General features: G+C 69.4%; 30 protein-coding genes and 1 tRNA gene. 13 read left to right on the forward strand and 18 right to left on the reverse strand.

Annotated features, from left to right (window positions below; all coding sequences use genetic code 11):
• Positions 1–242: 242 nt before the first annotated feature.
• A complete protein-coding gene (locus AB0K21_RS28475) occupies positions 243–764 on the reverse strand; it encodes a hypothetical protein (protein WP_364154735.1) in 522 nt (173 codons plus the stop codon).
• A 536-nt stretch (positions 765–1,300) separates the two neighbouring features.
• Here AB0K21_RS28475 and AB0K21_RS28480 point away from each other — a divergent pair.
• Together AB0K21_RS28480 and AB0K21_RS28485 are read left to right on the forward strand one after the other, a co-directional pair.
• Positions 1,301–1,822: a GNAT family N-acetyltransferase gene (locus AB0K21_RS28480; RefSeq protein ID WP_343970546.1), complete on the forward strand. Its 522-nt coding sequence runs from the start codon at positions 1,301–1,303 to the stop codon at positions 1,820–1,822.
• A 282-nt stretch (positions 1,823–2,104) separates the two neighbouring features.
• Positions 2,105–2,587, forward strand: a complete 483-nt coding sequence (locus AB0K21_RS28485) for a tyrosine-type recombinase/integrase (protein WP_364154738.1) — start codon at positions 2,105–2,107, stop codon at positions 2,585–2,587.
• On the opposite strand, the gene AB0K21_RS28490 is transcribed toward AB0K21_RS28485, so the two are convergent.
• The 4 genes from AB0K21_RS28490 to AB0K21_RS28505 all read right to left on the reverse strand — a co-directional run bounded on the left by AB0K21_RS28490 (position 2,561) and on the right by AB0K21_RS28505 (position 3,956).
• Positions 2,561–2,633: transfer RNA gene (locus AB0K21_RS28490), tRNA-Ala, on the reverse strand. The two genes, AB0K21_RS28485 and AB0K21_RS28490, sit on opposite strands and share 27 nt — an antisense overlap.
• A gap of 284 nt (positions 2,634–2,917) precedes the next feature.
• Positions 2,918–3,160: a hypothetical protein gene (locus AB0K21_RS28495; protein WP_364154740.1), complete on the reverse strand. Its 243-nt coding sequence runs from the start codon at positions 3,158–3,160 to the stop codon at positions 2,918–2,920.
• 143 nt (positions 3,161–3,303) lie between these two features.
• On the reverse strand, positions 3,304–3,627 hold the full coding sequence (locus tag AB0K21_RS28500; protein ID WP_364154742.1) for a hypothetical protein: 324 nt from the start codon (positions 3,625–3,627) through the stop codon (positions 3,304–3,306).
• The gene (locus AB0K21_RS28505; RefSeq protein WP_364154745.1) at positions 3,624–3,956 is read right to left on the reverse strand and encodes a hypothetical protein; all 333 of its coding nucleotides are present in this window, start codon (positions 3,954–3,956) and stop codon (positions 3,624–3,626) included. Before AB0K21_RS28505 ends, AB0K21_RS28500 begins: the two co-directional genes overlap by 4 nt.
• A gap of 753 nt (positions 3,957–4,709) precedes the next feature.
• Between AB0K21_RS28505 and AB0K21_RS28510 the strand changes: the two genes are divergently transcribed.
• Positions 4,710–5,015 carry a winged helix-turn-helix domain-containing protein gene (locus AB0K21_RS28510; RefSeq protein WP_364154748.1) on the forward strand — a complete coding sequence of 102 codons (306 nt, stop codon included), beginning with the start codon at positions 4,710–4,712 and terminating at the stop codon, positions 5,013–5,015.
• 198 nt (positions 5,016–5,213) lie between these two features.
• On the opposite strand, the gene AB0K21_RS28515 is transcribed toward AB0K21_RS28510, so the two are convergent.
• The 3 genes from AB0K21_RS28515 to AB0K21_RS28525 all read right to left on the reverse strand — a co-directional run bounded on the left by AB0K21_RS28515 (position 5,214) and on the right by AB0K21_RS28525 (position 6,769).
• A complete protein-coding gene (locus tag AB0K21_RS28515; protein WP_364154751.1) occupies positions 5,214–5,951 on the reverse strand; it encodes an HAD family hydrolase in 738 nt (245 codons plus the stop codon).
• A gap of 29 nt (positions 5,952–5,980) precedes the next feature.
• Complete coding sequence (locus tag AB0K21_RS28520; RefSeq protein WP_211264163.1) at positions 5,981–6,100, reverse strand: DLW-39 family protein; 120 nt, start codon at positions 6,098–6,100, stop codon at positions 5,981–5,983.
• 384 nt (positions 6,101–6,484) lie between these two features.
• A complete protein-coding gene (locus AB0K21_RS28525; protein ID WP_343970514.1) occupies positions 6,485–6,769 on the reverse strand; it encodes a GNAT family N-acetyltransferase in 285 nt (94 codons plus the stop codon).
• A 278-nt stretch (positions 6,770–7,047) separates the two neighbouring features.
• Here AB0K21_RS28525 and AB0K21_RS28530 point away from each other — a divergent pair, with 278 nt between their 5' ends.
• From AB0K21_RS28530 to AB0K21_RS28555, 6 genes are all read left to right on the forward strand, one after another.
• Positions 7,048–7,401 carry an STAS domain-containing protein gene (locus AB0K21_RS28530; RefSeq protein ID WP_343970948.1) on the forward strand — a complete coding sequence of 118 codons (354 nt, stop codon included), beginning with the start codon at positions 7,048–7,050 and terminating at the stop codon, positions 7,399–7,401.
• Between the two features lie 141 nt (positions 7,402–7,542).
• Positions 7,543–7,920 (forward strand): STAS domain-containing protein, encoded by a 378-nt coding sequence (locus tag AB0K21_RS28535; protein ID WP_364154755.1) that lies wholly within the window; start codon positions 7,543–7,545, stop codon positions 7,918–7,920.
• Between the two features lie 127 nt (positions 7,921–8,047).
• Complete coding sequence (locus AB0K21_RS28540; RefSeq protein WP_364154758.1) at positions 8,048–8,500, forward strand: ATP-binding protein; 453 nt, start codon at positions 8,048–8,050, stop codon at positions 8,498–8,500.
• Positions 8,501–8,885: 385 nt separating this feature from the next.
• Positions 8,886–9,086 carry a ferredoxin gene (locus tag AB0K21_RS28545; RefSeq protein WP_343970504.1) on the forward strand — a complete coding sequence of 67 codons (201 nt, stop codon included), beginning with the start codon at positions 8,886–8,888 and terminating at the stop codon, positions 9,084–9,086.
• Entirely contained in the window at positions 9,083–10,468 is a 1,386-nt protein-coding gene (locus AB0K21_RS28550; RefSeq protein WP_364154761.1) for an FAD/NAD(P)-binding oxidoreductase, read from the forward strand. The genes AB0K21_RS28545 and AB0K21_RS28550 overlap by 4 nt, the downstream gene beginning before the upstream one ends.
• A 28-nt stretch (positions 10,469–10,496) precedes the next feature.
• The gene (locus tag AB0K21_RS28555) at positions 10,497–11,717 is read left to right on the forward strand and encodes a cytochrome P450 (RefSeq protein ID WP_364154764.1); all 1,221 of its coding nucleotides are present in this window, start codon (positions 10,497–10,499) and stop codon (positions 11,715–11,717) included.
• A gap of 7 nt (positions 11,718–11,724) precedes the next feature.
• Here the strand turns inward: AB0K21_RS28555 and AB0K21_RS28560 are convergent, their stop codons facing one another.
• The gene (locus AB0K21_RS28560; protein WP_343970495.1) at positions 11,725–12,441 is read right to left on the reverse strand and encodes a DUF2071 domain-containing protein; all 717 of its coding nucleotides are present in this window, start codon (positions 12,439–12,441) and stop codon (positions 11,725–11,727) included.
• Between the two features lie 261 nt (positions 12,442–12,702).
• Between AB0K21_RS28560 and AB0K21_RS28565 the strand changes: the two genes are divergently transcribed.
• Positions 12,703–13,032 (forward strand): putative quinol monooxygenase, encoded by a 330-nt coding sequence (locus tag AB0K21_RS28565; protein WP_343970492.1) that lies wholly within the window; start codon positions 12,703–12,705, stop codon positions 13,030–13,032.
• Here AB0K21_RS28565 and AB0K21_RS28570 read toward each other — a convergent pair.
• Positions 13,015–14,169 carry a pectinesterase family protein gene (locus AB0K21_RS28570; protein ID WP_364154769.1) on the reverse strand — a complete coding sequence of 385 codons (1,155 nt, stop codon included), beginning with the start codon at positions 14,167–14,169 and terminating at the stop codon, positions 13,015–13,017. The genes AB0K21_RS28565 and AB0K21_RS28570 overlap by 18 nt on opposite strands.
• 199 nt (positions 14,170–14,368) lie before the next feature.
• Between AB0K21_RS28570 and AB0K21_RS28575 the strand changes: the two genes are divergently transcribed.
• Positions 14,369–15,634, forward strand: a complete 1,266-nt coding sequence (locus AB0K21_RS28575) for a serine hydrolase domain-containing protein (protein ID WP_343970486.1) — start codon at positions 14,369–14,371, stop codon at positions 15,632–15,634.
• Between the two features lie 116 nt (positions 15,635–15,750).
• Here AB0K21_RS28575 and AB0K21_RS28580 read toward each other — a convergent pair whose 3' ends face one another.
• The 5 genes from AB0K21_RS28580 to AB0K21_RS28600 all read right to left on the reverse strand — a co-directional run bounded on the left by AB0K21_RS28580 (position 15,751) and on the right by AB0K21_RS28600 (position 20,106).
• Positions 15,751–16,425, reverse strand: a complete 675-nt coding sequence (locus tag AB0K21_RS28580; protein WP_364154772.1) for a hypothetical protein — start codon at positions 16,423–16,425, stop codon at positions 15,751–15,753.
• A gap of 147 nt (positions 16,426–16,572) precedes the next feature.
• Positions 16,573–17,802, reverse strand: a complete 1,230-nt coding sequence (locus tag AB0K21_RS28585) for an ABC transporter permease (RefSeq protein WP_364154775.1) — start codon at positions 17,800–17,802, stop codon at positions 16,573–16,575.
• Complete coding sequence (locus AB0K21_RS28590; RefSeq protein ID WP_343970476.1) at positions 17,799–18,494, reverse strand: ABC transporter ATP-binding protein; 696 nt, start codon at positions 18,492–18,494, stop codon at positions 17,799–17,801. The genes AB0K21_RS28585 and AB0K21_RS28590 overlap by 4 nt, the downstream gene beginning before the upstream one ends.
• Positions 18,491–19,588, reverse strand: a complete 1,098-nt coding sequence (locus AB0K21_RS28595) for a peptidoglycan-binding protein (protein ID WP_364154778.1) — start codon at positions 19,586–19,588, stop codon at positions 18,491–18,493. Before AB0K21_RS28595 ends, AB0K21_RS28590 begins: the two co-directional genes overlap by 4 nt.
• On the reverse strand, positions 19,585–20,106 hold the full coding sequence (locus AB0K21_RS28600; protein WP_364154781.1) for a hypothetical protein: 522 nt from the start codon (positions 20,104–20,106) through the stop codon (positions 19,585–19,587). Before AB0K21_RS28600 ends, AB0K21_RS28595 begins: the two co-directional genes overlap by 4 nt.
• A 137-nt stretch (positions 20,107–20,243) precedes the next feature.
• On the opposite strand from AB0K21_RS28600, the gene AB0K21_RS28605 reads away from it, so the two are divergent.
• Entirely contained in the window at positions 20,244–20,900 is a 657-nt protein-coding gene (locus AB0K21_RS28605) for a response regulator transcription factor (protein WP_364154784.1), read from the forward strand.
• Complete coding sequence (locus AB0K21_RS28610; protein ID WP_343970465.1) at positions 20,897–22,111, forward strand: HAMP domain-containing sensor histidine kinase; 1,215 nt, start codon at positions 20,897–20,899, stop codon at positions 22,109–22,111. The genes AB0K21_RS28605 and AB0K21_RS28610 overlap by 4 nt, the downstream gene beginning before the upstream one ends.
• A gap of 25 nt (positions 22,112–22,136) precedes the next feature.
• Here AB0K21_RS28610 and AB0K21_RS28615 read toward each other — a convergent pair whose 3' ends face one another.
• From AB0K21_RS28615 to AB0K21_RS28625, 3 genes are all read right to left on the reverse strand, one after another.
• A complete protein-coding gene (locus AB0K21_RS28615) occupies positions 22,137–22,922 on the reverse strand; it encodes a DUF72 domain-containing protein (protein ID WP_364154875.1) in 786 nt (261 codons plus the stop codon).
• A 138-nt stretch (positions 22,923–23,060) separates the two neighbouring features.
• Entirely contained in the window at positions 23,061–23,366 is a 306-nt protein-coding gene (locus AB0K21_RS28620; RefSeq protein WP_364154787.1) for a Dabb family protein, read from the reverse strand.
• Between the two features lie 16 nt (positions 23,367–23,382).
• Positions 23,383–25,587, reverse strand: a complete 2,205-nt coding sequence (locus AB0K21_RS28625) for an FAD-dependent monooxygenase (protein WP_364154790.1) — start codon at positions 25,585–25,587, stop codon at positions 23,383–23,385.
• Positions 25,588–25,669: the final 82 nt, after the last annotated feature.

Below are 25,669 nucleotides of genomic sequence, written 5' to 3' on the forward strand. Positions count from 1 at the left end.
TGCACGAGATCGCACAGGCCATTTCCTGATCACGAGAGGTGGTCTTTGACGTGGACTGGAGCCTAGGAGATTCGAACTCCTGACATCCTGCTTGCAAATCGGTCCGATCTCGGGCTGTGCAGGCCATGAGCTGGGCGGAGGGCTCCCCGCGAGCGACCGTGACTGACCGCCGTTGACCGCCCTTAATGGCCCGCCAATGGCCCGGCAGGCAGCCGGGCCGATCTGCTCGGCGACCGTCCCGGTCAGGCGCACGACCAGCAGTAGAGCTGCTGGCCATGTTCCTTCGCGCGGCGGGACAACCCGATGAGATCCTTGGCCACGGGCATCAGATACTCCAGGTCGGCCGAGCTGAAGTGTGAGAACTGCTCGCTCTTCGCCCAGCGCTCCACCACCCTCGGCAGGTGCGCGTCGTCGGCGCCGGCGAGCAGGTCACGCACGTTCACCGACAGCTCCTCGATACTCACGCTGCTGAGGTAGGGCGAGTCCTCGGGCAGGGCGTCCCATTCCTCGTCGGTCTGCGGGAACGGGTCGGGATACGAGGAGGGGTACAGGCGCACCGTGGCAACCAACTCCGTGGACAGGTCGACATTGGCGATGAGCGCCGCCAGCTCGTTCAGGGTTATCGACGGGTCGAGCCATTTGGTCTCCATGGCGTCGAACTCGGGGACGCCGTACTTAGCAGGGTCGGCGACCACACGGCCATGCTCCGGCTGGATGATCGCCGTCTCACGATCCGCAGCCCGGTAGTACTCACAGAAGCCCATGCGAGTGATCCTGGTCCGGCACACACAACAGGGCAACTCTCGTCAACGACGTCGTCGTCGTATTCCTGGCATCCTGCTTGCAAAGACGCATACCGATCTTGTTCGACCTGCGAAGACGCAGCTCCGTGCCCTGATCGCGTTCCCCGTGACTCCCCGCTGTTCCCCCTTGTTCTCCGTCCCATCGGGCACGCGACGGGCACGGCGGTACCCCCTTCGAGACGGTCTCCGGCATTGCGCCGCGCCTCCCCGCATGGGTACGGCTTGCCATAGGCGATCGGGAACGACGCCGGGGATGCTGGATAGCACCGGAGACCGTCACCGCCCTGTGTCCCAGGGACATAGGGCGACCCAGAAACCTGCGGATTAAAAGAAGTCAATTCGATCAAGGTCAGAGGCTCTAACCTGCGGTCGCGGTATCCGTGGATGTTCGCTGAGTTCCGACGTCGTTCACGCTCTTGGCTGTACGGCCAAGGCTTCCGAGCCGCTGCTTGTCAATTAACTCGCACGCTTATTCCGCTTTCTGGTAGGAAACCGGCATGGTTACTGGAGATCGCGTACAGCTGCGCGCCATCGAGCCGTCGGACGCCGAGACTCTGTGGCGCTGGCATAGCGACCCTGAGGTCATGCGGTGGATGGATGCTCCTTATCCGCCGTCGCTGGCTCTCACCAGGAAGCGGCTTGAGGAGCGCGGCCCCGACTCCTACGGCAACCTGAACCTGATGATCGAGACACTCGACGGCCGGACGATCGGTATCGTCGCGCTACGGGAGGCTGAACCCGAGATCGGCGATGCCAAGCTCGATATCTATCTCGGTGAGAAGGACACCTGGGGCCAGGGGTACGCCACCGACGCGATGCGGACGATCTGCCGCTATGGCTTCGGCAAGATGCGGCTACACCGGATCTCGCTGACCGCAGTCGCCGAGAACGAGGCGGCCCGCCGGGTCTACGAGAAGGTGGGCTTCGTTGAGGAGGGGCGCATGCGTGAGGCGTTCCGGCGCGACGGAAAGTGGCACGACAAGGTCATCATGGGTCTGCTGGAAGACGAACTCCGCTGAACCTGGCGCGAAGGCCAGGGCAGGCTTTCGGTGAGCCGGGGCCGAGGAACGAGGTCCCGGATCGTCGATCGCCCCTCGCCACGTATGGCGGCCGACCACGATGAGACGATCGTGAGAGCTGCATCTGGGCGGCGGCGCGTCGCTGGGGTCGGCGAGTGCATCGGCTGTGGCGGGTGCGCGGGCGGCTACGGCCCGGGGCGCCGGTCGGGACCGGCCTCCAGGCCGCACGCCCGGTCGGCGAGCGGCAGAGGGCCAGGTACGGCGGCGGGCAAGCGGACGGTGGTGATCCCCGAGTTGATCATCGAGGACCTGCGGGCGCACGTGAAGAACTTCACCCAGGACGGCGACAAGGGACTGATCTTCGCGGGACCGGATGACGGTCCGCTACGGAACACCAACTTCAACCGCCGGGTCTGGGCTCAGGCACTCAAAGACGCGGATCTTCCGAAAATCCACTTTCACGACCTTCGGCACACCGGGAACACCCTCGCCCCGAACGCCGGGGCGTCGATCCGGGAGCTGATGGAGCGCATGGGTCACTCCAAGCACGCGGGCCGCGATGCTCTATCAGCACTCGACGTACGAGCGGCAGCGGGAGGTGGCACGGATCGCCCGTGGGGCACTTGGGAAGGGATCGGGCACGCAACGGGCACGGGAGCGAAAGAAGGCCGAATGAAGATCAAAGCCCAGGTTACGGCAACCATGCCCGACCTGGGCTTTTTCGTGTCCGAGAGGAAGTGGAGCCTAGGAGATTCGAACTCCTGACATCCTGCTTGCAAAGCAGGCGCTCTGCCAACTGAGCTAAGGCCCCGAGATTCAAGCCGCTGCATGGGAGACGGCCTGCTTCAGTCGTACACCGTAGCAACAGGACCGGCTCCTACGCCACTTGGACCGGGTAGGGCTCGGCATGTCGCGTCGAGTAGGAGGGGCGGAGGTCGCGAACGGTCCCGGAGCACGAGATCGGCCCTGGTGATGGACCTCATTGAGCGGATCGGGCCGGTGGCGCATGGGCTTGGGCTGAGCGAGCGGGGCTGGATCGTGGAGTGGGATGGCGGGCGGTATGTCACGGGGGCGGGCCGTACTCGCCGTGCCGGTTCAGGGGGCGGTACGGGTACGGCGGGTGAGTTCCGTCTGATCGGTCAGGGCAGTGCTGAGCCGGTCGGGGCAGCCGCGCTGGAGAAAGCACTTGGCGCCGGCCTTGGACTCCTGGGTGGTGAGGGGCCGGTGGCGCATGGCGATCCAGCGGCCGAGGACAGGGTCGTGGTCGATGTACCAGCCGGGGAAGGTCCGCCGCAGCACGACGAGCGAGGGCTGGGGGTCGGTTTCGGGGTTGGTCACGGTGGGGGCTTCTGTCTGGAGGGCGCGGGCGGGCCGGGTGGGCGGGCCCGCCCGCGTCACGCACCGCGTTTCGTACTCACGCGGCACGTGTTCGACGGCACGGCGGCCCCGGAGCGGGGAAAGGATGGGGCCGCCGTGCCTGCTCAGCGGCGGCCGGCGATGGCCGAGGGGGAGGTGAGTTCCCAGCGCCGGACGAGCGAGGTCGTCTCGGCCTCGCGCATCTGGGTCTTCAGGCCCTCGATGGTCCGGTCGCAGATGATCAGGGGTTCGGGGGTGGACCAGGTGGCGATGGCGTGGAAGAGGCGGCTTCCGGTGCCGTACAGCACGGACCAGCCAGGCCGGGTGATCTCCAGCATGGCGGCCTCGGCGCGAGCCTCGTGGTCCCAGGTGTAGTGCGGGACCGAAGCGGTGGCGGCTTGACCGTCGCGGTGACGGCCCCGGGCACGGGCCAGACAGCGACGGATCATGAGATCACCCGCCCGGCCTGCTCCCGCTCCCGCATCTCCAGGGCAAGAGCCGCTGAAGCAGGGGCCTCCTGTTCTTGTGCCGCCTGCTCCTTCGCGACCTGTTCCTCGGCCTCGCGGGCGAAGGTCTCCTGCCGGTCGGTCTCGGCGCGCAACGCCTCCAGGGTGTCGCCGTCGACGGTCCGTTCGGCTCCGGCATGGGTGGCGACCGGGGAGAAGGGCTGCTCCCGGCTGGCCCACAGCCGTCCGGCATCGCTGAGGATCAGCCGCCAGCCGGGGATCGTGGTCTGGGGGCCGGTGGGCTCTGGGGTGGTGGAACTACCATCTCGCACTGGTTGGACCTCGATCCGATCAAGGGCCCGTCCGGTCGCTGTCAACAGTGGGCGGGCCCGCTCTGTGGAGCAGGGAAGGATCTGGAGGGGTACGCCGTACCGGCCAGGGGGCCGGTACGAAGACAGGGCGAGCAGTGCGCAGGTGGTTGTTCGCCTCGGGCGGGACCCGAGGTGGCGCCGGTAGCCGAATCGGGACACCTCAGTGCGGGCGAGGCTGGACGGACGTGTCGATCGCAGACGACAGCGCGACCGCCTGGACGACGACGCCGGTACGGCAGGCACGACGGGCGCGGCCTGCCCGGGACAGCGCTGGACGGGTATCGGCGGGATCCCCTCGGCCGGGGCCACGGGGGCGGAGGGCTCGAAGCAGGGCAGCGAGCGGTCTCCGGTCCGGCGGGCCCGCAGGCGAATGTCCAGCAGGTCGCCGGAGGGCTGGACGTACTCATGGTCGGCGGGCCGGTCGGGGCAACCGTGCGCGTAGGGGGCGTGCCCGCAGACGGCACAGCCCATCGGCATCGGCGGCACCTCGGCGAAACAGCCGCAACCACCGACCGTCTGTCTGTGAACGAGAGCACTAAGGTTGCTCACGGGTCAGGACTACCTTCCTGATCAAGGGACCCGTACGGCGTTGCGAGCGCCTGCGGGTCCCGTTTTTGTACTTGGTCAGAGGCTACGCGGTAGAGCATAGCCATGTATAGCAATGCATGGCTTCCCATAGATTTCAGCAGGTCACCATAGCCATACGGTGAAGTCATGAGCAGCGTCTCGCCGTTCGATCCAGAAGAGGACAGCCCGGAATATGTGTATGTCCGGCTGGCCAATCACATCCAGGCGTTGATCGATGCCGGTGACCTACGGCCGGGTCAGCGGCTCCCGGCAGAGCGTGATCTTGCCTCCGAATATGGAGTGGCGTACCTGACGGTGCGGCGCGCGATGCGGGAACTGCGCGGGCGTGGCTTGATCAGAACCGTGGTCGGAAGAGGGACGTACATCGATCCGCAGGCAGAACCCTCGCGTCCGGACGACGTTCCACCCGCCGGCCGATCAGCACAGCGGTGATCGCAGGGGAGATTCGCTGGAACGACTTCCTGCTGGGCATCCGCACCGGAGAGATCTAACCGAACACAAAGGCCGCACAGCCGAGGTCGCCTGGGGGCTGCCCAGTCGTGCGGCAAGGGGAACGTTCGCGCGATCTCCCGGAGGGCGGGAGTCAGCTCACACTCAACCGGATTGAACTCGTATCGGATCTACGGCCGGTCAGTGGGCTGCGGCAGCCAGAGGGGTTTCGGTGGAGGTGGTGCCGAGAAGGAGTTTGGGGAGATCCACGATGGAGTCGAGAATGTGGGTGGCTCCCCCGTTGAGGAGGCGTTCCCTGCTGTGGACGCCGGTCAGGACGCCGGCGACCACCGCCGCGCCGGCACGGCGGCCGCAGAGCATTTCGCTCTCGGAGTCCCCGACTACGGCGACCTGGCGTACGTCCTCGATGCCGAGTCGCATGACCGCGGCGAGCACCAGGTCGGGCATCGGACGGCCACGGCCGGTGTCCTCGGGGCACAGGGCCAGATCGATCCTGTCGGACCAGCTCAGGGCGGCCAGCACGCGGCCGAGCGTGACACGGCTGAAGCCGGTGGTGAGACAGATCTTGACGCCGGCACCGCGGAGCTTGTCGAGTGCCTCGACGATTCCGGGCAGTGGAACCAGGCCCGCGCGTCCGATGGCGCCCTCGTAGGAACGCTCGAAGGTCAGGTTGGCCGCCTGGGCCTGGGCCTCGTTGTCCGGGAAGATCCCCCGAAAGACATCGATCTTGGAGCATCCCCGGGACCGGTGCACGTGCACCATGGCACGAGCGTACGCACCGGTCCCGGGCACGATGCCCTGCGTGGCGATCGCCTCGGCGAACGCCCGCTCGACCATGGCGACGTCACCGATCGTGGTGCCTGCCAGATCCAGGCAGACAAGCCTGATGGGTTTTACGCCATCTTGGGCAAGGACCATGAAAGCACCCGAATCGGTAGCCGCGTCTGTCAGTTCTCGCTGCCGGTGGCTTCGGTCCACAGGTCGAGCTCGGCGCGGTCGGCCTGCACCTTGCGCCAGACCAGCAGCCCCCCGAGGGCGACGAGCGCCAGAACGAGCAACTTCTTCACGGTGTGACCCCACTTCTTGAGAAGTCTCACCTGCCGGGGTGAGACAACGCCCGGTTCGAACGGTTCCCTGCAGCCTAGCAAGGGATCGGGCCATGACCCGGCCCGCATGACAAGCGTCACAGCCGATCTACGCTAACCGGGTAATTGCCACTATCATCCCGCACGACTCGCGACCTGATGATCACAATCTGCCATGAATCCTGTTGCAAAACCGCCTGCGTTCTTACGATAACCCCCGGAGTGGGCCGCTCCATCCGCCCGAAGGTTCCGGTCACCGGCCGCCAAGAAGCTTTCTGCCCGGACATCGCGGTGACCAGCGTGTCCGCTCGCTCCGGCGCGATTATCGGGGGCGTGAACGTCCCAAACCCTCTGGCTATGAATCGGTCAGCCGCCCTGAACAAGATCGGCGTAGTCGGGGTGGCGGTCTATCCACTCCCTGACGAACCAGCAGAGAGGCACGACCTTGGCCTCTTCGGCGCGGGCCGCGTCCAGCGCGGTGCGGACGAGTGCGGCCCCCACCCCGTTGCCCTCGTACGCCGGCTCGACCTTGGTGTGGGGATAGACGATAACCCCGTCACGCCGGACGAGTTCCAACCGCCCCGCGCGCCTGCCGTCCACCGTCGCCACGAAGGAATCGCCACCGGGGGAGAGCTTGACGTCCACCTGCATGGGGGTTCTCCTTTGCCGGACCGCCGTACGGCGGTCTCTTGGTCAGCCGATTCCGCGAGACGTTCATTCCCGTGCGTGCGGATCTCCGGCGGACGCGATGGCCGATCGGTTTCCGTGCATTGAAACACGAAACCGGCAAACCATACCAAAATGCGCCCAGCTGAAGGATGATGAGAGCAGGCACCGGCACCGCCGGTTCCTCATGACGATCAGTCGACATGCCTGCCGTCGCGGCAGATGTCGACCGACCCTCATGTCCCGTCCAGAAGGTGATCACAATGGTAGGTGAGGTCAGCCACGGCTCACTGCGCGTTCTCTTCACCGATCTGCCGGTCGGCCTGCGCTGCGAGGGAGAGATCGACCTCTGTACGCGGCACATCCTGGTGCGGGCCCTCGCCGTGGCGGCGGAGCGCACCTGCGGCGATCTGCATGCCGATCTCCAGGGTGTCGACTTCGTCGACGTGGGCGGCCTGCGGGTGCTGGCGGAGATCGCATCCGGGATGGTGGGCGACCGCAGACTGATCGTCAGAGGTCTCCGGCCGCACGCGTGGCGGATCGCCGAGATCTGCGGCTGGTCGGAGGTGCTCGACGACAGGTCCAGAGAAGGTATCCGTCAGTGGGATAACAACTGATCACCCCTCGGCTGTAGCGTAAAAGTGCTCTAGAGAAATTCGGAGGATCTCAAGCCGAGCACCTCCGGATCGGCCCGGTCGGCTCCAGGCTTGAGGCACCGGCCGCCTTCCCTCCCCCGACCGTCCACAGAGGTGTAACCCGTGAGCGCTGCCGTCCGCGTGACCGATGTGTCCGACCCCTCGGTAAAGGAGATGGTCCTGCTGAGCCTGGCCGGCGAGCTCGACTACACCAATGCCGAGCGGTTCCGTCACGACCTTCGCCAGGCCATCGGCCAGGACCGGGGTGACCTCGTCATGGACCTGGCCGATCTGACCTTCTGCGACTCCACAGGAATCCAGGAATTCCTGAACGCCCGCAAGATCGTCCAGGATCGCGGAGGCAACATCGTCCTGGCCGGCCCGCACCCCCGCCTGCAACGAATCCTCCACCTGACCGGACTCGCCCAGGCCTTCGGCATCCAGCCCACCGTCGCCGACGCTGTCAGGGCACTGCGAGCCCCGGATATTCACGGCGGATGACCGTCGTAAGTTGGCAACGATCGGGCAGGTGTCTAGCATCGTGTAACTCATCTGCAACGCCCTGATTCTGGAGCAAGTCGGCTCGTCCCCCGGTGACTGCCAGACAAGGCGACGTCAAGGGGGTGTCGTGATCGGCGACCACGGCCAGCACTGGTCGATCGACGAGGATCTCAGCGCGTTGCGGGAACGTCTCCACCATTACGCCACCCAGGCCGGCATGCGGGGCGAACGTCTGAACGACCTCCTCCTCGCCACCAACGAGGCGGTCATCAACGTTCTGGAGCACGGCGGCGGCAAGGGCACGGTGGACGTCTGGCAGGACGAGACCCACCTGACCATCGACGTCACCGACACCGTGGGGATTCTGGCCACCGAGCACATCCCGGCGAAACGCCCCACGGGCACCGTTCGAGGTTTCGGCCTGTGGCTGATGACCCAGCTGTGCGACGAGTTCACCATCGAGCGGATCGCCGTAGGCTCCCGGGTCCGCCTGCGGATGAACCTGCGTTCACCGGCGGCACGGAGCAGGACGCTCAGCCAGGAGGATCCCGGCCAGGAGGAGGTCCGGGCCGCGTTCTGAGCCTCGATCGTCAGCCGACCGATCGGGCATCACCGCTCGCGAAGGGGACGCACCGGGGCCGCCCCCACGACCGTCGACCGGCTTGAGCGAGCCGTCCGGACCTCGCCACGGCCGAACCGGAGGGGATCGCTCGTACGCAATCCTTGACCACCCGCTGGCAGAAGGGCGATGCTCCGCCCCGATGTCCGCGATACGCTCGTTTAGCCAGGTCAGCGCATTACCTCGCGGTTTTCCCTGACCGTTCTCCCCGAAACCGTGGCGGCCGCCGGCGACACGTGAGGACGTGCCACGGCATCGCTCCGAGGCCGGGTTCACGGTAGACCCGGCCCGCGGACTCCCCTCGCGCCTTGTTCAACCGTGTTCGGGCTCGGAAGGGATGGTCCTGATGAGGGTTGTCGTCGACCTGGCGCGCTGCCAGGGGTATGCGCAGTGCGCCTTCCTGGCCCCGGACACGTTCCGGATGCAGGGTGAGGAGGCCCTCGCGTTCCACTCCAGCCCCGACGACGCGCAGCGGGACCAGGTCCTGCGTGCGGCCGCGGCCTGTCCGGTCCAGGCGATCCTGGTCGAGACATCTGGGCCGTCATGAGCAGCGAGAGAAGCCTGAAGGCGTTCAGGCGTGACGGCCGCATCGTGATCGTCGGCGCCTCCCTCGCGGGGCTGAGAGCCGCGGAGGCGCTGCGCGACGAGGGCTTCACCGGATCACTGACCCTCATCGGGGACGAGGCATGCGAGCCCTACGACCGGCCTCCGCTCTCCAAGCAGGTCCTGACCGGCTGGGTACCCGCGGACGGCACCGCACTACCCCGGCGCCGCGAGATCGGCGCGGAGTGGTTGCTCGGTGTGGCCGCCTCGGGACTGGATCTCGCCGGCAAGCGGGTGCGGCTCGCGGACGGGCGGGAGATTCCCTACGACAGGCTGCTGATCACCACCGGTGTACGTGCCAGGTCCTGGCCCGACGAGGCCGAAGCCGCACTGGACGGCGTGTTCGTGGTCCGCACCCGCGACGACTCCGGCCGCCTGCGGGAGCGGCTGGACGCCGGGCCCGGCCGGGTACTCGTCATCGGGGCCGGGTTCGCCGGTTCCGAGATCGCCTCCATCTGCCGCGAGCGCGGCATACCGGTGACCGTCGCCGAGGTCGCCGAGGCCCCGCTGGTGGGAGCGCTCGGCAGCATGATCGGCTCGATCGCCGCGGGCCTCCAGCGTGCTCACGGCGTCGACCTGCGCTGCGGTGTCAGGGTCACCCGGCTGGAGGGCGACGGGCGGGTGCGCCGCGCTCACTTCTCCGATGGAGAGACGATCGACGCCGACGTGGTGGTGGTCGCGCTCGGCGGTGTGCGCAACACCGAGTGGCTGCGGGACTCGGGGCTGGCCGCCGGTCGCTGGGGGGTGGCCTGCGACTCGGGGTGCCGGGCGTTCGACATCAACGGCCTGGTCACCGATGACGTCTTCGTCGCCGGGGACGTGGCACGCTGCCCGCACCCGGTCTACGAGTACCGGTTCCTGTCGCTGGAGCACTGGGCCAACGCGGTGGAGCAGGCCCAGGTCGCGGCGCACAACATGGTCAGCCCTCCGACAGACCGCTGGCCGCACCTGTCCATGCCGACGTTCTGGTCCATGCAGTTCGGCGTCAACATCAAGTCCGTCGGCGTTCCGGTCATGGCGGACGAGGTCGTCGTCACCCAGGGGTCGGTGGAGGAGCACCGGTTCGTCGCGGCCTACGGGTACCGCGGCAGAGTCACCGCGGCCGTCAGCTTCGACAACGCCAAATGGCTCGACCACTACCGGCGACTGATCGAGGCGGCGGCCCCCTTCCCGCCCTCCTGCCCCACCCCCGACCAGCCCGCGGACATGAAGCCGGTCCCCGCCCGCTTCCCGGATCCCGTCGTCATCACCCACGGAGCCACCGTCATGGTCACCGGCCACGAGCCGAGCGAGCGGCGCGTGGCGTTCGCCCGGCCGGGCTGTTGAACCCGGGCAAACCCTAGGAGAAGCGGTCATGACAGTCGCTCAGGCGCCCAGCACTCTCCAGCGGATCCTCGACTACTCCAGCCGGGCCGACCCGTACCCGCTCTACGCGGAGCTGCGCAGGAGGCCGGTGGCCCGGCAGGAGGACGGCGACTACGTCGTCAGCACCTACCGGGAGATCAGCGCGCTGCTGCACGACCCGCACCTCAGCTCCGACGCGCACAGCCTCGAAAACCCGGGGCCGGCCCTCGCCGAGCGCGGGGACCCACCGGCGTTCATCGGCCTCGACCCGCCGCGGCACGACCGGCTGCGCCGCATGGCGATGCGGCACTTCGGCCCCCCGCACTCGCCCACGCTGGTGAACGACATGCGGTCCGACCTGACCGCCGTCGTCACCGACCTGATCGAGAACCTGGTGGGCAGGGACCAGATCGACATCGTGGACGACTTCGCCTACCCCTTCCCGGTCACCGTGATCTGCCACCTGCTCGGCGTGCCGCGCGAGGACGAGCCGCGATTCCACCGGTGGGTCGAGGCGATCGTCGCGCTGCTCGACTTCGACCCCGCGACGGACCCTCAGGAACGCCTGCGGGAGGGCACGCAGGCCCGCAAGGACCTCAGGCACTATCTCGCCGAACTCCTGCGGAGCCGCCGCGGCCGGCCGCCGGGCGACGACCTGCTGTCCCGGCTGGCGAGCGACGAAGGCCCCGACGGGCGCATGACGGACGAGGAGATCGTCAGCACCGCCAACCTGCTGCTCATCGCGGGTCACGAGACGACGGTCAACCTGATCACCAACGGCGTGCTGACCCTGCTACGCCACCCAGAAGTGCTGGAGCGCCTGCGCCGCGAGCCCGAGATGATCATCCGGACGGTCGAGGAACTGCTGCGCTACGAACCTCCGGTGCACATCATCCCCTGGCGGGCCGCCTACAGCGACCTCACCGTCGCGGGCGTCACCATCCCGAAGGGCTCGCGGATCACGCTCATGCTCGCCTCCGGCAACCGCGACCCCGCGTACTTCCGCGACCCCGACCGGTTCGATCCCGACCGGCGGGACAACCGGCATCTCGGTTTCGGCAGTGGCATCCATCTGTGCTTCGGCGCCCCCCTGGCCCGGCTGGAGACGCAGATCGCGCTGAACGGGCTGGTACGCCACCTGGAGAATCCCCGGCTCGTCGCCGACCCGCCCCCGTACCGGCAGAGCGCGGTCCTGCGCGGCCCGCGCCACCTGCTGGTCAGGCAGGGATGACACGTGGTCACCGGCTCCACATCCCGACCCTCACCGGCACCCCGGATGAGGCGTGCAGTAGGGGGGCGCCGTCCGGAGCTGCGAGCCCGCCCGCCTGGAGGAGGTCCTCCTCCAGGCGGATCAGCCGGGCGTGGCGCAGCGGCCAGTCGGGGTGCTCGATCTCGGCGTGGACAGTCCGGCCCGCGACCGTGGTGAACAGCCGGTAGCGGGCGGTCAGGAAGTGCGCCAACTCGTCGCGCTCCGACTCCGCGAGCGGCGGACCGATCTCCACGTCCGCGTCGCATCGTGCGCCCACCGGCCCGGGGCACCGGCGGCGGCAGCGGTAACCCTGACGCTCACCGTCCGCGCGGACGGACATGCCGGACCAGAAGTAGGGCAGCCGATAGGCGACCCGCGCGCCGAGCACGGCGAGCAGGCGCCCGGCGTCCAGCGACAGGAACCAGACGCCGTCGCGCCCCTGGTCATCTCGTACGTACGTGCGCACGTTGGTCTCGGGGAATCGCGACAGCCACGGCAGGGCCGGCGAGTGCGGTATCCGTACGTCCTCCATCAGGAAGGTGGTGAGGCCGACCCAGGCGGCGCCGTCGAAGGTGTGCACCGTGAGCCCGGCCGGCAGCAGCCGCTGGATCTCGGCCGGCGGGTACCGCCAGTGCATGAAGGTCATCTCGGACCAGCGGTGGTACATGACCGGCCGGGCCACGCGCGGGGACGGTGGAGCCTGCATGGTCTGCTCCCTGTCGGGTGAGGACGTCACGTGATGGCGGCCGGGACGGTGAGGTTCCTGAGCCAGGTCTCGTCGCCCATCATGTGCCGACCTTCCCGGTTGAGACCCGCCCATGCGCCGCCGACCGAGGCCGGCTCACGGCGGGTGGGTTCCCGCTCCCCGGCATCCGCTCGCTTATCTTGGCCATGGCGCCGCACACCTGCCCCACGCCATACCCGCAGGCGGGTAACACTCGTCTCGACTCTCGACAGGGAACAGTTCATGATCTTCATCGCCGTCAAGTTCACGATCCGTCCCGAGCGGGCCGAGGAGTGGCTCTCGCTCGTCGACGACTTCACCCAGGCCACCCGCAGCGAGCCGGGGAACGTCTTCTTCGAATGGTCCAGGAGCGTCGAGGTGCCCGGCCAGTTCGTCCTGCTGGAGGCGTTCGCCTCGCCCGCGGCGGGCGAGGCGCACGTGAACTCGGAGCACTTCAGGACCGCCATGGCCTGGATGCCCGAGCTGATCACGAAGACGCCGGAGATCATCAACGTCGAGGTGCCCGGCGAGGGCTGGTCGCGGATGGCGGAACTGTCACCGGCCCAGGGCTGACCAGAGATGATCATCGATCGTTGACGGCCGCCAGTCGCCGAGACAGGCGCGGACGGTCCGCCCAGCCGCCTGTTCGGGGGTCAGCTGGGGCCTGTTCTCGGGAACGGGCCTCGCGGCCCCCGGACCGACATTGCGGTACTCGCCGAATCTGGCGTCCTGCCAGGGATAACCGGCGCTCATGTTCACGTACGGAGCGGTGACGTCGATCCCGGGGCCGATCCAGGTCTCGCGCACGGTCAGCATCGGGACGGCGGTCGGGTCGCTGCTCGGGCGCCAGGGGCGTGCGAGGCCGTAGGCGCCGTCGGGGGACTCGCCGGTGATGCGGCAACCGGTCGCCAGGTAACCGTGCGGGTTCGCGGCGGCGGTGCTCGGGGCGAACACGAAACCGTAGGGCCGAAACGGCACGTCGCGGACCAGGGTGCGCAGTTCACACCGGTCGAAGACCGCGGTGGCCCGGCCGAAGACGAAGTCGACGTCGCCTTCGACCTGGCAGCGCAGGTAGTACTGCCTGGCGAAGGCGGCCAGGCTGAGGGTGTCGGCGTAAAGCGTGTCCTGATGACCGAGGAAACGGCACGCCTCAAAGAACGAACGGTCGCCCATCACCTTCACCGCGACGGCCTGCGTCGCGGTGATCTCCGGGTGGTCGGCGCGCAGCCAGTCATTGGCGAAGGTCAGATAGGCCGCGGTGAAGCCGTCGGCCTGGATCGTGGTGGTGGCGCTGCCGCTCGTGCCGTACGTGCCGCCGGAGGGCCTGGCCGTTCCCGCGGCATTGTCGAAGACGATGACGACGTCGCGGGCCCGGCGGGTGGCGCCGACGAGGGTCAGGCCGGTCTTGGCCTGGGCCACCAGGACCGTCTCGCGGTAGGTGCCGGCCGCGATCACCAGGGTCCAGCCCTGCCCGGGAGCGTCCGGCGTCGCGTCGACCGCCGCCTGGACCGCGGTGTGGTCACCCCGGCCCTGGGAGTCGACGTACAGCGTGCGCTCGTTCAGCCTGCGGAGCGGTGAGCCGTACGGCCCGAACGGGCGCGCGGGGTTGGTCCCGGCCGCGGCCCGGGTGGCCGGGACGAGCGCGAGGCCGAGGGCCGCGGCCCCGGCCAGCATCTGACGTCGGCCGAACGACGGACTCTGGGGCGACATGGTCACACTCCCGTGGTCACACACGTGAACAGCTTCCACATACAAGACCATCTGCAAGTTAGAGAGACTTGACAAATGTGTCAATGATGGGAGTTCGGCGCCATCTGCACTCTGCGCTCCGCCCTGTCTCCACCGGATATGGGTTGATTTCCCGTAAGATCCCGTTTTCGTGATGACCTCAAAGATCGGGGGATCTGGGATGTTGACCCGCAGGGACACGTTCAGGCTGCTCGCGGGCGCCGCGGCGGCCGGGGCCGCCACCGCACAGGCACGTCCGGGATTCGCCGCCGCCACGTCAGGCCGGGTGACCGCCCCCGTCTGGACGGTCACCGGGAAGAGCGCCTCGGGGCTGGCATCCTTCGACAGCACCCTGAAAAGTTTCATGCAGGCACGTGCCATCCCACACGCGTCCCTGGCCGTGGTGCGCAAGGGCAAGCTGATGCTGGCCCGTGGCTACAACTGGACCGCGGACACCACGTTCCAGGCGGGCCCCACCTCGCTGTTCCGCGTCGCCAGCCTCAGCAAGCCGGTCACCGCGACCGCGGTGACGAAGCTCGTCCAGGACGGAAAGCTGAGCCTGTCCGCCCGGGTGGCGCCGCTGCTCGGCCTGAGCACCGCCGCCGACACCCGGCTCGGCGACGTCACCGTGCTCCACCTGCTGCAGCACCTGGGCGGCTGGAACAGCGCGATCTCCTCGGACCCGATGTTCCAGGACCGCGCCGTCGCGAAGCTGCTCGGGGTGTCCCTGCCCGTGAGCCAGGCCAACGTCATCGAGTGGACCGGCAGGCGCCCGCTCGACCACGCCCCCGGAACGAAGTACGCCTACTCGAACTACGGCTACCTGCTGCTTGAGAAGATCATCGAGAAGATCAGCGGCCTGTCGTACGCCGACTACGTACAGCAGAAGGTCCTCGGCGCCGTCAAGATCAAGCGGATGGCGCTCGGCAGATCCGCGAAGAGCCAGCGGCGGTCGACGGAGGCTCCGTACTTCTCCGGGAAGACCGGAACGACGGTGCTCGACACCTCCGGCGCCGTGCTGCCCGCCCCTTACGGGAGCTTCAACATCGAGAACATGGCCGCGCACGGCGGCTGGCTCTCCTCCGCCGTCGACCTGGCGAAGTTCAGCACGATCTTCGACGGCACGGGACCGCTCACCGCGGCGTCCATCACCAGGACGTTCGCCAAGCCGTCCATCGGCATCAACGCGGACGGCTGGTACTACGGTCTGGGGTGGAACGTGCGCCCGGTCACCGGTGGCATGAACACCTGGCACACCGGGTCGCTACCCGGCACCTCGACCCTGATGGTCCGCAGGTACGACGGGCTGAGCTGGGTGGTGCTGTTCGACCAGCGTGACGACCCCTCGGGCCTCGGCTACGGCGACATCGACTCCCTGATGCACAAGGCCGCGAACGCGGTCACCACCTGGCCGACCACCAACCTGTTCTCCACCTACGGCCTCTGAGCCCGATGCCGCCTCCCTGGGCGAGCCCGTATCCCAGGGAGGCGGCCCGAACCGGCTCCACGACAACCGCACGGTGCCTGATCCGTCGCGGTCACCGGCCCGTCCGGTCGACACGCCTAGTCCGGCAGGCGCCTGCTCCGTCCGCGCCGCCGGGAGAATCGCCACCCGGTGAAGGTGAGGCCGGCGCCCGTCACGGCCACCCCCGCGTAGATCCAGATCGGGATCGACCCGCCGCCGGAGGCGTCCGGTGCGGGAGTGGCGACGGCCGTCGGGGACGGGAGCGCCGGGGGTGGGGTCGCGGTACCCAGGGCGGTGACGAGTTCCGCTGCGAGCGACTCCCCGCTCGGCAGGCCGTCCCCGGCACGCAACGCGGCATCACCCGGGCTGACCAGCAGGTTACCGGCGCAGAGCGAGGTGTTCAGGGCCACCCCCGGATCGGCCGTGAGCAGACCTGACTGGCCGGTGGCGGCGAACACCAGGTACCGCGACCCGGTGACGAAGTTGTATCCGCACGCGGCGCTGTCGGCGTTGGTGGCCACCTCGAACTCGGCGCTCGCCTTCCCCTTGTAGATCTGGTCGGCCCGGAAGGTGTAGACGACCGGCGGTGGAGTACCGAGCGGGTCTCCGCCGACCCGGCGGGCGGCCACCACCGTCCCGGTGAAGACGGCCGCCGCCCCCTTCACCTGCTCGGCCGGTTCGAGGGGAGCGCAGGAGCAGGCACATGCCGTACCGGGAGCGATCACGAGGGCCCCGGCCAGAAGCAGCAGAACGACTGACAGCCGATGTCTCATGCCCTCATGACGTATCCCTCCCCGCGATGGTTCGATACCGGTGCCTCCGGCCCATCGCTGGAGGGTCCCTCGGAAGCCGGGGATGACGGCTGTTCACCTCCGGAGCCTGGACGATCTCCAGGAGGCTCCTGCCGCACCGCTAACCGGCTACGGCTGCGTCAGCGCCTCGGTGGGCGACAGGCGGGAGGCGCGGATCGCCGGGTACAGGCCGGCCAGCACGCCGATGACCAGCGTGGCGCCCACCCCGCCGAGCACCGCCCACACCGGTATCACCACGGACCACGACACCGAGGTGACATACCCCGCCGTGACCGCCACGCCCAGCAGCGCGCCCGCGATCCCGCCCAGCGCCGACAGCAGCAGCGACTCGGCGAGGAACTGGGTGCGGATCTGCCCCCTGGTCGCCCCCAGGGAGCGGCGCAGGCCGATCTCACCGCGCCGTTCCAGCACCGAGATGACCATGGTGTTGGCCACCCCGACCCCGCCGACCAGCAGTGCCACCCCGCCCACGCCGAGCAGCAGCCCGGTGAAGGCCGCGTCGGCGGCCTGCTTGGCGGCCAGCGCGTCGGAGGGACGCGACACGTCGACCTCGTTGGGGGCCTCCGGGTTGGCGGTGGCGCCGAGCACCTGAGCCACCGCCTCCACCTGCGCGTCCCGCGAGCGGGTGTAGACGACGGTCGGGCGGCCGTCGAAGCCCAGCCTGGACTCGGCCACCGGCCAGCCGACCAGCGCCGCGGTGTCCAGTTCGGGCGCCAGCGGCGTCGGGGCCAGGATGCCGACAACGGTGAACCACACCCCGCCGACCATTACCTGGGTGTCCGGCCCCGCGTGGCCGATCCCGAGGCGTTGCGCGGTGATCGCGCCCAGCACCGTCGCCGGATAGGAGGCGGTGGCGGCGTTGAGCCAGGTACCGCTACGGACCTCGACCCCGACGGTGGCGGGCAGCCCGGTCCGCACGGCGTAGGTCGCGATCCCGTTCGTCTCCGCCTTGGGGATCTTTCCGGTGCGGTAGACGTCGGCGTCGGCCACCCGTCCGATGGCCGAGACCGACTCCACCGGGGCGATCCTGCCCACCATCGCCTCGGCTTCGACCGGCAGCCTGGCCTGCTCACCGGTCATCGTCGTGCCGGGCGAGACGGTCAGCAGGTTGGTGCCCAGCTCGGACAGGGTGCGGTCCAGATCGGCACGCGAGGAGGAGGAGATGCCCACCACGGCGACCATCGCGGAGATGCCGATGGCGATCCCCAGCGCGGACAGGAACGCCCGCATCGGCCGGGTGCGCAGGCCCACCACGCCCACCTTGAGCACATCGCGCGGCCACATCCTGGCCGGTCGCAGCGCCGGTCGCAGCGCCGGTCGCGGCACCTCGGCGGTCATCGCCCCACCTCCGGGACCGTGGCCTCGGGCCGCGCGTTGTCGAAGGTCACGCGACCGTCGCGCATCCGTACCCGGCGTGGCAGTGACTCGGCGATCTCCCGGTCGTGCGTGATGATCACTACGGTGGTGCCTCCCGCGTGCAGGCCGCGCATCAGCTCCATCACCCCGGCCCCCGAGGCGGAGTCGAGGTTGCCGGTCGGCTCGTCGGCCAGCAGAAGCGGGGGATCGCCCGCCACCGCCCGCGCCACCGCGACACGCTGGCGCTCACCACCGGACAGCTCATGCGGCTCATGGTCCATCCGATGGCCCAGCCCGACCCGCTCCAGCGCCGCCGCCGCCCTGCGCCGCCGCTCGCCCGGCCGCAGGCCGGAGTAGAGCAGTCCGTCGGCCACGTTGTCCAGCGCCGTGACGCGCGCGGCGAGGTGGAACTGCTGGAAGACGAAGCCGATCCGGGTGGCCCGCAGCGCCGACAACCTGGCGTCACCGAGCCCGCCCACCTCGTAGCCGTCGATGCGCACGCTGCCGGCGGTGGGCCGGTCCAGGGTGCCGAGCACGTTGAGCATGGTGGACTTGCCCGAGCCCGAGGGGCCCACGATGGCGACGAGTTCGCCGGCGCCGATGTCCAGTGAGACGCCGGCCAGTGCGGTGACACCGCCGGGATAGATCTTCGTCACGTCGCTCAGCGAGATCACTTCGGCACCCCCACCGCGGTTCCCTCGGTGATCCCGTCACCGGAGATCTCCACCCGGCCGGCCGCGAACAGGCCCGTCGTGACCGGGACGTAGGAGGACGTCGAGCCGTTGACGACCTCGACGCCGAAGCCACCCTCCCGCAGCGCCAGCAGCGCGGCGACCGGGACGGTCAGCACGTCCTCTCGCCTGCCCGCGGTGAAGGTGACGTCGACCGAGGCCATGACGTAGGCGGCGGCCGCCTTCTGCGCCTTCCCGCCGCGCAGCTCGACGACCACCTCCACGCCGGTCGTGGGGCTCTGGCCCTGACCGCCCGGCTTGATCACGGTGGACACCTCCTCGACGCGACCGCCGATGGTGGTGCCGTCGGGGAGCGTGACGGTCACCTTGCCGCCCTTTCTGGCCAGTCGCCGCTCGGAGGCGCCGAGCTCGACGGTGACGGCCTTGGCCGTGCCGGAGTAGGTCAGCACCTTGCGTCCCGGGCCCGTCGGGTCGCCCTCTCCCGCCTGGAGGCTGTCGACGCGAACCGCGCCGGGAGCGAACATCACCCGGCCGAGTTCGACCTCGCCGCTCTCCTGCAGGCCCCGGTCCTCCTGCCACCGCCTGACGGCCTCGGCGGTGGAGTAGGTGTACTCGCCGTCCACCGTGAAGCCGGTGTAGCCCAGTGCCTTCAGGTTCCTCTCCAGCTGCTTGACGTCGGGACCCTCGTCGCCGATCCGCATCGTCCGGTAGGCGGGCAGCGTGCCGTACATCAGCACGACCGGTTTGTCGTCCACCCGATACAGGGCTCTGCCGCGGGTGACGCGGTCGCCGGTGCCCGGCAGGCGGGTGAGGGTACCGGGCAGCCGGTTGACGGCGGTACCGGTGGTGCCGTAGCCGAGCGCGCCGTCGGCGGTGTGCGTGTCGGTGAGCGTCTGCCTGGTCACCGGGACGGTCTTGGGCGGCAGCCGGGTGGCGGGGGAGTCCGCCGCGGTGCCGTCGCCCATGCCGAGCACGCCGGCGGCGACCGCGCCGCCCACGGCCAGGGCGAGGATCGCCACGGCGATCTTTCCGCCGCGGCGCGCACGGCGCCGTGGGCGGCTCTCCTCAGCGGTCACCGCGGGCCACCGGCCGCCATGATGTCCTGGCACTTCTGCTGGGCGGCGGGGAAGTCAGGGTCCTCACCGATCTCGGGGGTGATCATGATGCCGCGCTGGCCCGGCTTGGGATCGGGGAAGCCCTCCAGGCCGTTCTCGCGCATGCAGGCCGCGTAGGCGCGGCCTCGCTCCTCCGCCTCGGGGTCGGCGGCCCCGGACCTGTCGCCCTGTGGGCTGAACTCCTGACATGCCCGCATGGCCTTGTCCACCGTGGACCTGTCGACGCCGCCGTCCTTGTCGAACTTGAGCTGGATGCGGCCACCCTCCGGATCCTCCATGGGCACGCCGTTCTCCCGCATGCACTGGGCGAACCTCACGCCCTTCTCCTCCCGGCTCAGGGTCGGGGCGGCACTGCTACCCGCCTGTTTGGCCCCGCCGCCGGCCGAGGCCACCGTGCCGGTTTCGGGAGCGGCGCCGCATCCGGTCAGGATCAGGGCCATCAGCAGTGCCACCGGCGCATGGTGCGTCCGCAGTCGCATGGTGTCGTCTCCTCAAGAGCGCGGCCGGAGCGTTTCCGGCCCTTCGGGAGGTGATGCAAGCGGGTGCGGTGTTTCCCCGGCGTTTCCAGGAACGCTCACTAACGTGGAGGAAACACCGGGGCGGCCACCATGGGGGCATGCGAGTTCTGGTGGTGGAGGACGAGCCGTTGCTCGCCGAGGCGATCGCGGAGTGGCTGCGTGAGGAGACCCACGCGGTCGACGTCGCCCTCGACGGAGCGGCGGCGCTGGAGCGGGCGGGCGTCAACGACTACGACGTGGTCGTGCTGGACAGGGATCTGCCGGCCGTACACGGCGACGAGGTCTGCCGGGAGCTGGTCGAGGTGGGAGCCGGCGCACGGGTGCTGATGCTGACCGCGGCCGCCGAGGTCACCGACCGGGTCGAGGGCCTGTCACTGGGCGCCGACGACTACCTCAGCAAGCCGTTCGCCTTCCCCGAACTGGCCGCCCGCGTGCTGGCGCTCGGGCGCCGGTGCCGCCCCGCCACGCCGCCGGTGCTGCGCCGCGCGGGCATCACCCTGGACCCCGCACGTCACGAGGTGTTCCGCGACAGCCGCTACGTGCCGCTGGCCAGGAAGGAGTTCGCCGTGCTGGCCGAGCTGCTGCGTGCCGACGGCGCGGTGGTTCCCGCCGAGTACCTGCTGGAGAAGGCGTGGGACGAGTACGCCGACCCGTTCACCGGCGCCGTCAGGCTCACCATCCTCAAGCTGCGCCGCAAGCTCGCCGACCCCCCGGTCATCGAGACCGTCACCGGAGTGGGGTATCGCATCCCGTGAGGTCCCGGACACCGCTGCCGCGCCGCGTCACACTGCGGGCCCGGCTGACCCTGATCTACGGCGGGCTGTTCCTGGTGGCCGGGATCGTACTGCTCGGCACCGTCTACATGCTCTTCAACCAACAGCTCACCTCCAAGACGAAGGTCATCACCATCGGACGCCCGACGTCCGCCACCGACGTCATGTACGGCCCGTCGTCGGCCGCCCTGCTCGACGCGGAGCAGGCGGAGCAGTGGATGAAGCAGCAACAGAGCACCCTGCACGAGGCCGCCACCACCTCGATGCTCCTCCTGGGCGGCATCGTGCTGGTGGTCGTCGGCGGCGCCGCGGCGGGTTTCGGCTGGCTGGTCACCGGCCGGGTCCTGGCCCCCCTGCACCAGGTGACCGAGACCGCCAGGCGGATCGCCGCGGCCCCCGCCGCCGACCGGGGACTGCACGAGCGGATCGCGCTGCGCGGGCCCGACAACGAGGTCAAGGATCTGGCCGACACCTTCGACATCATGATCGAGCGGCTGGACCGCTCCTTCGACGGGCAACGGCGCTTCGTCGCCAACGCCTCCCACGAGCTGCGCACCCCACTCACCCTGGGCCGGGCACTGGTCGAGCTGGCCATGCACCGCAAATCGGCCTCCGAGGACGTCAAGCAGCTCGGCGAGAACCTACTGGAGATCAACACCAGGCACGAGCGGCTCATCGTCGGGCTGCTGCTGCTGGCCGGGTCGGAGAACGAGATCACCGAGCGGCTTCCCGTCGATCTGGCCGACGTGCTCAGCCATGTCGTGGCGCAGTGCGCGCCCGAGGCGGGGCAGGCCGGGATCGAGATCACCGAGCACGCGGGGGAGGCGCTCACACTGGGCGATGCCCTGCTGCTTGAGCGGATGGTGCACAACCTGGTGGAGAACGGAGTACGGCACAACGCCAAGGAGAGCGGTTGGGTACGGGCGACCAGCCGTGTCAGGGCCGACGGCAGGGCCGAGGTCGAGGTGAGCAACAGCGGGCCGACGGTGCCGCCGTACGAACTTCCCGCGCTGTTCGAGCCGTTCCGGCGGCTGGGCGCCGAGCGCATGGTCACCGCCAAGGGGGCGGGGCTGGGCCTGTCCATCGTGCGCTCGGTGGCCCGCGCGCACGGGGGTGAGGTCGCCGCCCGCCCGCGAACCGGCGGCGGCCTGGTGGTGACGGTCACCCTGCCGGGCGGTGGCGGGCCCGGCTGATTCTCCGTGTGCCGCGGCCGGATCGTCACCGGGCGAGCGTGGTCTCCCCGCATGCCGGGATCCGGGCCGGCGTGCGACTCACCGGCCACCCCTCGGCGCGCGCGAGTTCCGCGTATCGGGCGGCGTCGCGCACCGCGGCGCCGCCCGGATCATTGTTGAAGTACACATGGACGTCGCGGCGCTCATCCCATTCCCGGCGCAGGCGGCGCAGCCAGGAACGGAGTGAGCCGTCGCCGTAGGAGGGCCAGGGGTGCGCTCGGCCCTCGTGAAAGCGCAGATAGGCCCAGTCGGCGGTCCGCCACAGGGGGGTCTGCGGGCGGCCGAGCCGGTCGGCCCAGCACAGGGCCGCACCGTGGGCCGACAGCACCTCGCGGACGGGATCGCTCCACCACGACACGTGCCGGAACTCGACGGCGACCCGCAGATGGGCGGGAAAGCAGCGAAGGCATCCGGCGAGCCTGCCGAGGTCGGCCGGCAACGTCGGTGGAAGCTGCAGGAGGATCGGCCCGAGCTTGGCTCCCAGGCCCTCGGCCGCCGCCAGCAGGCGCTCGACGGGCTCCTCGGGATCCTTCAGCCGTTTGACGTGGGTGAGGAAGCGGCTTGCCTTGATCGCCATGACGAACGCGTCCGGGGTGCGATCCCGCCACTTCTCGAACGTCTCGCGCGTCGGCAACCGGTAGAAGGTGTTGTTGTTCTCGGTCGTCTCGAAGCACTCGGCATACCGCTCCAGCCACAGCCGCTGGGGCAGGCCGGGCGGGTAGAGCCCCCCGCGCCAGTCGGCATACTGCCAGCCAGACGTCCCCACCAGCATCATGACAGCTCAGCCCCGTCGGTTCCGGCCCTCCACGAGCAGAATCTGCCCGCCACCGCGGCCCCCACACGGGCCGCCGCCCGCCTTCTCCGAAGGCTCGTTCGACCCGCGCCGCACGTGGCGCGGGCCGGCGTCCGGTCATGACGCGGAGGTCTCGTCGATCTGCACGAACGTCTTCGAGGCCAGGAACGGCTTGATGTGCTCGGTGGCCACCGCGACGTGCGCGGGATGGGAACCGTACGCCCTCCAGGAGTCCTGGGAGTCGAAGGTCATCGTGAACATCAGGTGCGCGTTGCCGGGGGTCAGACCGGCGTCGGTGGAGACCTTCGCGCCCAGCAGCCCGGGGATCTGGCCGGGCAGCGCGCTCAGCGCCTCGACGATGGCGGCCCGGTGCGCGGCGGTGGCCTCGTCGGTGAGGGTCAGCATCCCAACGTGAAAGAACATGACGGCTTCCTTAGGATCAGAGGTGCTCGGTCGGGGATTCACAGCCCTCGATGCTCCCTTCCGGAGCACCGGTCCGCGTGGATGTGGCGAGCGCGGCGGACGCGGCGAGGAGTTCGGCCTCCGCGAGTTGCCCGGACAGGCCGAGCAGGTCGGTGAAACGCGACCACTCCGTACCGGTCCGGTCGGACCTGCCGGTGCTCCGGATGGCCTGGTAGGTCTGGGCCGCGGCCTGCGCGGCGGCGAGGATCGGCGCGACGGGATAGATCAGCAGAGCCACCCCGCACTCCTGGAGGATCCGGGTCGGCGGCAGCGCGGAATGATCGCCCGCCTCACTGAGATTGACCATCAGTGGGGTGCCGGGAACGGCGGCGCGGATGGCGCGTAGCGACTCCTCGGTGTAGGCACCCTCGACGAAGACGAGATCGGCACCGGCTGCGGCGTAGGCGCGCACCCGCGCGAGCGCGGATTCGAGGCCCTCCACGGCCAGCGCGTCCGTCCGGGCGATGACCAGGATGGAGCGCCGGCGGGCGACGGCCATCTCGACTTTGGCGACCATCTCCTCGATCGGGACGACCTGGCGGCCGCTCATGTGCCCGCAGCGTTTCGGCGCGACCTGGTCCTCGAACTGGACCGCCGCGGCACCCGCCTGTTCGAGCCTGGTGACGGCCTCGCCGACCTGGAGTACGCCGCCGTAGCCGGTGTCGCCGTCCACGATCAGCGGAAGGTCGCTGGTCGAGGCCATCCGGCGTACCTGCTCCGCCATCTCGGCCAGGCCGAGGTAGCCGAGATCGGGCCGGCCGAGGGCGACGGCCGACACCGCGGAACCGGAGACGTACGCGGCCGCGAAGCCGGCCTGCTCCACCGCCCTGACCGTCACACCGTCGTGGGCGCCGGGCGCGAGAACCGGCCCGTGGCACAGCATCTCGGAGAGCCGGCGGCCCGCGGGACGGTCCCCCTCGCGTACCGCGTGCAGTTCGCGCGCGAGGCGGCCGAGGGTGATGCGCAGCGAGGTGAACATCGCCGCCCGGCGAAGATGCTCCCGCTTGTCGAGCAGTTCCCGGTCCATGGCGGACAGCGACTCGGCGCGCGCCTCCCGCTCGGCGTCGTCGTCCTCGCGCATCGAGTCGTAGTTCCGCTGCGCGGTGGCCTGGACGTGGTTGAGCGCGGCGTCCCGGCGCAGCTCGCCGTAGAGCCGGGCGACATGGTCGGCGTCGGTTCCGCCGAGCGCGGCGTCGATACAGAGCGCCGCGGCCCACGCGTCGTGGATGCCGCTGTTCATGCCCATGCCGCCGAGCGGGTTGTTCACATGGGCCGCGTCGCCGGCCAGCAGGATCCGCCCGACCGCGAACGTCGCGGCGGCCCGCATGTTGACCTTGTAGATCGAGGCATGCGGGATGTCGTACGGATCCGGGCCGGCCGCGATCCGCTGCAACCGGTCCTGCATCGCCGCCGCGGACAGAGCGTGCTCGTCGCTCTCGGAGTCCCGCACCGGGAACAGCGCGCGCCAGTGGTTGGGGGTGCGCAGCAGCACGCCCCACTCTTGTGGATCCGAGATGTACGACACGTACGCCAGGTCCGGGAAGTCCGCCCGGAAGTCATGGGTGGTCGACAGGACCAGAAAGCGCTCGTCGTAGGTGCGTCCCTCGAAGGAGATGCCCAGCGACCTGCGAATGTTGGACTGTGCGCCGTCCGCCGCGACCAGCCAGCGGGCGAGGATCGGGCGGTCGCGGTCGGTGTCCGGCAGGAAGATCCGGGCGTGCCGGTCGCCCTGCTCGACCCGCTGGACCGGACTGGAGAACCGCAGGGTCACGTTCGGCATCGGCAGGAGCCTGTCGCGGATGATCCGGGTGAGGTTGTTCTGCTCGCTCTGCAGGCGGTACGGGTACCTCGTCTCATCGGCCAGCAGGGACATGTCCATCTCGGAGAGGACGGCGCCGGTCCGCTCCCGGTACTGGAAGACGGGCGCCTTGAGGCCGACCTCGTGCAACTCCTCCACCACACCGAGCTGTTCGAGCAGTTCCAGGGACGACGGGTGGAAGGTCGAGGCCCGGGACTCCTCGGCGAGGTCGGGCCCGGCCTCCAGCACGAGCACCTGATGGCCGAGCTGGGCCAGTTTCAACGCGGCGACCATGCCGACCGGCCCCATACCGGCGACGACGACGGTGTTCATGTCGTCCGTGCCCTGGGCGACCTGCTCGTCGGCAGCAGAGGAGTCATTCATTTCCATAATGTGGTAATGTCCTCACCATATTGTGGGATGAAATCTAATAAAGATCCTGAAGGTACGTCAATCTCGCATTGTG

The organism is Streptosporangium sp. NPDC049248 (genome assembly GCF_040678965.1).
GTDB classification, from domain to species: domain Bacteria; phylum Actinomycetota; class Actinomycetes; order Streptosporangiales; family Streptosporangiaceae; genus Streptosporangium; species Streptosporangium fukuiense.

Bases quoted from the DNA above. Each gene is read 5' to 3' on its own strand.
- AB0K21_RS28580 (WP_364154772.1), bottom strand. From the start codon at position 16,425: ATGAGACATCGGCTGTCAGTCGTTCTGCTGCTTCTGGCCGGGGCCCTC.
- AB0K21_RS28480 (WP_343970546.1), top strand. From the start codon at position 1,301: ATGGTTACTGGAGATCGCGTACAGCTGCGCGCCATCGAGCCGTCGGAC.
- AB0K21_RS28565 (WP_343970492.1), top strand. From the start codon at position 12,703: ATGATCTTCATCGCCGTCAAGTTCACGATCCGTCCCGAGCGGGCCGAG.
- AB0K21_RS28600 (WP_364154781.1), bottom strand. From the start codon at position 20,106: ATGCGACTGCGGACGCACCATGCGCCGGTGGCACTGCTGATGGCCCTG.
- AB0K21_RS28605 (WP_364154784.1), top strand. From the start codon at position 20,244: ATGCGAGTTCTGGTGGTGGAGGACGAGCCGTTGCTCGCCGAGGCGATC.
- AB0K21_RS28560 (WP_343970495.1), bottom strand. From the start codon at position 12,441: ATGCAGGCTCCACCGTCCCCGCGCGTGGCCCGGCCGGTCATGTACCAC.
- AB0K21_RS28620 (WP_364154787.1), bottom strand. From the start codon at position 23,366: ATGTTCTTTCACGTTGGGATGCTGACCCTCACCGACGAGGCCACCGCC.
- AB0K21_RS28550 (WP_364154761.1), top strand. From the start codon at position 9,083: ATGAGCAGCGAGAGAAGCCTGAAGGCGTTCAGGCGTGACGGCCGCATC.
- AB0K21_RS28530 (WP_343970948.1), top strand. From the start codon at position 7,048: ATGGTAGGTGAGGTCAGCCACGGCTCACTGCGCGTTCTCTTCACCGAT.
- AB0K21_RS28500 (WP_364154742.1), bottom strand. From the start codon at position 3,627: ATGATCCGTCGCTGTCTGGCCCGTGCCCGGGGCCGTCACCGCGACGGT.
- AB0K21_RS28585 (WP_364154775.1), bottom strand. From the start codon at position 17,802: ATGACCGCCGAGGTGCCGCGACCGGCGCTGCGACCGGCGCTGCGACCG.
- AB0K21_RS28525 (WP_343970514.1), bottom strand. From the start codon at position 6,769: ATGCAGGTGGACGTCAAGCTCTCCCCCGGTGGCGATTCCTTCGTGGCG.
- AB0K21_RS28570 (WP_364154769.1), bottom strand. From the start codon at position 14,169: ATGTCGCCCCAGAGTCCGTCGTTCGGCCGACGTCAGATGCTGGCCGGG.
- AB0K21_RS28615 (WP_364154875.1), bottom strand. From the start codon at position 22,922: ATGCTGGTGGGGACGTCTGGCTGGCAGTATGCCGACTGGCGCGGGGGG.
- AB0K21_RS28475 (WP_364154735.1), bottom strand. From the start codon at position 764: ATGGGCTTCTGTGAGTACTACCGGGCTGCGGATCGTGAGACGGCGATC.
- AB0K21_RS28545 (WP_343970504.1), top strand. From the start codon at position 8,886: ATGAGGGTTGTCGTCGACCTGGCGCGCTGCCAGGGGTATGCGCAGTGC.
- AB0K21_RS28510 (WP_364154748.1), top strand. From the start codon at position 4,710: ATGAGCAGCGTCTCGCCGTTCGATCCAGAAGAGGACAGCCCGGAATAT.
- AB0K21_RS28625 (WP_364154790.1), bottom strand. From the start codon at position 25,587: ATGAATGACTCCTCTGCTGCCGACGAGCAGGTCGCCCAGGGCACGGAC.
- AB0K21_RS28555 (WP_364154764.1), top strand. From the start codon at position 10,497: ATGACAGTCGCTCAGGCGCCCAGCACTCTCCAGCGGATCCTCGACTAC.
- AB0K21_RS28515 (WP_364154751.1), bottom strand. From the start codon at position 5,951: ATGGTCCTTGCCCAAGATGGCGTAAAACCCATCAGGCTTGTCTGCCTG.
- AB0K21_RS28575 (WP_343970486.1), top strand. From the start codon at position 14,369: ATGTTGACCCGCAGGGACACGTTCAGGCTGCTCGCGGGCGCCGCGGCG.